This is a genomic window from Streptomyces albidus (ex Kaewkla and Franco 2022), assembly GCF_013870515.1.
GTDB classification, from domain to species: Bacteria; Actinomycetota; Actinomycetes; order Streptomycetales; family Streptomycetaceae; genus Streptomyces; species Streptomyces albidus.
Map to the genome: position 1 here is coordinate 1 of NZ_JACBXA010000375.1, position 3,970 is coordinate 3,970.

Sequence of the window (3,970 nt, forward strand, 5' to 3'; positions counted from 1 at the left end):
CAGCAGGTCTTCTTCGCGCAGGTCAACGAGGCGACCGTACGAGTGCTGACCGCCGAGGGATGCGACGTCGTGGCGCCCCGCGAACAGGGTTGCTGCGGCGCCCTCAGCGAGCACGCCGGGCGCGAGGAGGAGGCCGTCGTGCGGGCACGGCGGCTCATAGACACCTTCGAATCGGTCGGCGTGGACGCGATCGTCGTCAACGTGGCGGGCTGCGGCTCAGCTTTGAAGGAGTACGGACGGCTGCTCGCCGACGACCCGGACTACCGCGAGAAGGCAGCCGCGTTCGCCGCGAAGGTGCGCGACGTCTCCGAACTCCTCGCCGAACTGCCTCCCCTCGCCCCGCGCCACCCCGTCCGCGCCCGCCTCGCCCACCACGAGGCCTGCCACCTCGCACACGCCCAGGGCGTACGCGAACAACCGCGTGCCGTCCTGCGCAGCATTCCGGAACTCGAGGTCGTCGACATCCCCGAAGCCGACATGTGCTGCGGCTCGGCAGGCGTCTACAACCTCGTACAGCCCGAGACGGCCGAGGAGCTCGGCCGCCGCAAGGCCGACAACGTCCGCTCCACCACCCCCGACGCCGTGGTCACCGCCAACCCCGGCTGCCTGCTTCAGATCTCCCGCCATCTCGGTACTGACACGGCCGTGCCCGTGCTCCACCCCGTCCAGGTCGTCGACGCCTCGATACGCGGCGTCAAGCCCTGGTGAGTCGTCCCCCGAGTCCCAACTCGTCACCGGAGGCATCGTGTTCCAACCCGTACTCGACCCGCTGGGCGGCTCGTTGGGATGGTCGTCGCTCGTAGCGGCCCTGCCCCTCGTCGTCTTCTTCGTGCTCCTCGGCGTGCTGCGCGTCCAGGCATGGCTCTCCGCGCTGGCCGCACTCGGGACCGCGATCGTGGTCGCCGTCGCCGCCTACGGCATGCCGGTCGGCCAGGGCCTCAACTCGGCAGTGCTGGGCGCCCTGTTCGGGCTGTTCCCGATCATGTGGATCGTGGTCAACGCCCTGTGGGTCTACCAGATGACCGTGGACACAGGGCACTTCGAGGTGCTGCGCCGGTCCTTCGGCAAACTCTCGGACGACCAGCGGCTCCAGGCCGTCATCGTCGCCTTCTGCTTCGGCGCCCTCCTCGAAGCGCTCGCCGGGTTCGGCGCGCCGGTGGCGATCAGTTCCGTGATGCTCATAGCTCTGGGCTTCAAGCCGTTCAAAGCGGCCACGGTGGCGCTCGTGGCCAACACCGCGCCCGTGGCGTTCGGTGCGATGGGCACGCCCGTCATCACGCTGTCCGAGCTGACGGGGCTGCCGCTGGAGGACGTCTCGGCGACCGTCGGCCGCCAGACCCCGCTGCTCGCCGCGGTGGTGCCGGTGCTGCTGGTCTACCTCGTCGACGGCCGTCGCGGAGTGAAGCAGACCTGGTGGCCGGCGCTGGCGTGCGGACTCGCCTTCGCCGTCGCCCAGTTCGCCTGCTCCAACTTCATCTCCGTCGAACTCACCGACGTCGTCGCCTCTCTCGTCTCGGTCGGCGTGCTCGTCCTGGTGATGCGCATGAAGGGGAGCTACACACCGCTCCCGTCGCACGTCACCAGCGAACCCGATGCCGACGGATCTCCCGCCGCAGGCACCGGTGCCGGCGCTTCCGGCGACGGAGGGACGGGCGGCACCGACGGCGGCACCGCAGCCGGCACCTCGGCCGGGTCCGGCGGTACGGACACCGTCGTGGACGACAGCCCGCGTGCCGCCGTGAAGGCCTACCTGCCCTACGCCGTGATCATCGTCGTCTTCGCCGTGACACAGATACCCGCGCTGAAGACCCTGCTGGAGGAGAAGGGCGCGGTCCTCTTCAACTGGCCGGGTCTGCACGTCGCGGACCCCGTGAGTGGAAAGCCCGCTGCCTCCACGGTCTTCAACTTCAACTGGCTCCCGGCGACCGGCACGATGCTGCTGCTCAGCGGTGTGATCACGGCGGCTCTGCTGGCCGTGGCGCCGAAGGTCGCCGTGCGCGCCTACGGCCGCACCGTGCACCAGCTTCGCTGGGCGATCCTGACGGTGGCCACGGTGCTGGCCCTGGCCTACGTGATGAACCTGTCGGGTCAGACCGCCACCATCGGCCACTTCATCGCCGGCGCAGGCGCAGGACTCGCCTTCCTCTCCCCGGTGCTGGGGTGGCTGGGCGTCGCGGTCACCGGATCCGACACCTCGGCGAACGCGCTGTTCGGCATCCTCCAGGTGACGGCGGCCAAGAGCTCCGGCCTCAACCCGGAGCTCCTCGCCGCCGCGAACAGCTCCGGCGGCGTCCTCGGCAAGATGCTCTCCCCGCAGAACCTGGCCATCGCCGCCGCGGCGACGGGCCTGGGCGGACGGGAGCCCGAACTGCTGCGCAAGGTGGTCGGCTGGAGCCTCGCGCTGCTGCTCCTGATGTGCGTCCTGGTCTACCTTCAGTCCACATCGGTGCTGGGCTGGATGCTGCTGTCCTGATGGCCCAGAGCTGCTGCGCGGGTGCCACGCAGGTGCCCGCGCAGCGCGGCCCGGTAGGCCGTCACGTCCCCGCGCTCCAACAGGTCGACGAGTTCGACGTGTTCGTGGTTGGTAGCGCGCAGCCGGTCGTGGTCGTGGAAGACGGCGAAGAGCCCCATGCGCTGCTGCCGGTCACGCAGCCCGGCGTAGAGGTCGAGCAGGATCGGGTTGTCCGCCGCGGTGACGATCAGCTGGTGGAAGACCTGGTCCGCTGCCACGAACGCCTTGCCGTCCCCGGCTTCGCGCAGCTGCTTCTGCTCGCGGAGCTGCTCGCGCAGCCGGCCCACCAGCTGCTCCAGCGCCTCCGCGCCGAGAGAGGAGACCTTCTCGGCGGCGAAGGATTCGATCAGCTCCCGCGTCTCCAGGACCGCCTCCACCTCCTTGGCGGAGACTGGGACGACCACGGCGCCGCGCTTGGGGTACAGGCGCAGCAGGCCCTCGGCCTCGAGCCTCAGGAAGGCCTCGCGCACCGGCGTGCGGCTGATGCCGAGCGCTGCTGCCACGGTGCCCTCGCTGATCAGCTCGCCACCGGCGAGGATGCCCTCGAGGATCCGTTCCTTGGCGTAGTCGTAAGCGCGCTGGGACGTGGGGAGAGCCCTTCCCACCTGCTGCCCCCCAACATGGATGGATTCATGTGTCCAAGCGGGACAGTAGATGCGGCCCCCGCGGGCGTGCAACCGCCCTGATGCGCCCTCCCGGGGCGCGAGGCGCAGCGCCCGTGACGCCGGTGCCGGGGGGCGGTTCGCCGCCCGGCCCGCGGATCGGCGATGATGGAGCCAGGATGCTGCTGGTCCGGGCACCAACTCCCCACCCGCCCCCGGATGCAACAACGCGGAACAACGCAGGTGAGAGAGTCGGTATGCGATTTCTGAACGATCAGCGGCCCCCGTACGACCTGACGTACGACGACGTCTTCATGGTGCCCGGCCGCTCCGCGGTCGGTTCCCGCCAGGGCGTGGACCTCGCGTCCCCCGACGGCAGCGGGACCACCATCCCCCTGGTCGTCGCCAACATGACCGCCATCGCCGGACGACGCATGGCCGAGACCGTGGCCCGCCGCGGCGGACTCGTCGTCATCCCGCAGGACATCCCGATCGACGTCGTCTCCGACGTCACCGCCTGGGTCAAGAGCCGGGACCTGGTGCTGGACACCCCCATCACGCTCGCCCCCTCCCAGACGGCGGCCGACGCGCTCTCGCTGCTGCCCAAGCGGGCACACGGCGCGGGTGTCGTCGTCGAGGACGGCCGTCCCGTGGGCGTCGTCACCGAGTCGGACCTGACCGGCGTGGACCGCTTCACGCAGCTCTCGGAGGTCATGTCCCGCGACCTGCTCGTACTCAAGGCGGACGTCGACCCCAGCGAGGCGTTCGACCAGCTCGACGCCGCACACCGCAAGCTCGCGCCCGCCGTCGACGGCGACGGCCGCCTCGCGGGCATCCTGACGCGGAAGGGCGCTCT

The 3,970-nt window shown here is 70.5% G+C and carries 4 protein-coding genes; 3 read left to right on the forward strand and 1 reads right to left on the reverse strand.

From position 1 onward, the window contains the following. The coding region (locus H5J26_RS29100; RefSeq protein WP_210771879.1) for a (Fe-S)-binding protein at positions 1 to 708 on the forward strand (708 nt) is incomplete at its 5' end. Between the two features lie 37 nt (positions 709 to 745). After that, complete coding sequence (locus H5J26_RS29105) at positions 746 to 2,473, forward strand: L-lactate permease (RefSeq protein WP_181768958.1); 1,728 nt, start codon at positions 746 to 748, stop codon at positions 2,471 to 2,473. Here H5J26_RS29105 and H5J26_RS29110 read toward each other — a convergent pair. Next, positions 2,434 to 3,117 carry a GntR family transcriptional regulator gene (locus H5J26_RS29110; RefSeq protein ID WP_181768959.1) on the reverse strand — a complete coding sequence of 228 codons (684 nt, stop codon included), beginning with the start codon at positions 3,115 to 3,117 and terminating at the stop codon, positions 2,434 to 2,436. The two genes, H5J26_RS29105 and H5J26_RS29110, sit on opposite strands and share 40 nt — an antisense overlap. 254 nt (positions 3,118 to 3,371) lie before the next feature. Between H5J26_RS29110 and H5J26_RS29115 the strand changes: the two genes are divergently transcribed. Beyond that, on the forward strand, positions 3,372 to 3,970 hold a 599-nt coding region (locus tag H5J26_RS29115), incomplete at its 3' end, for a CBS domain-containing protein (protein WP_181768960.1).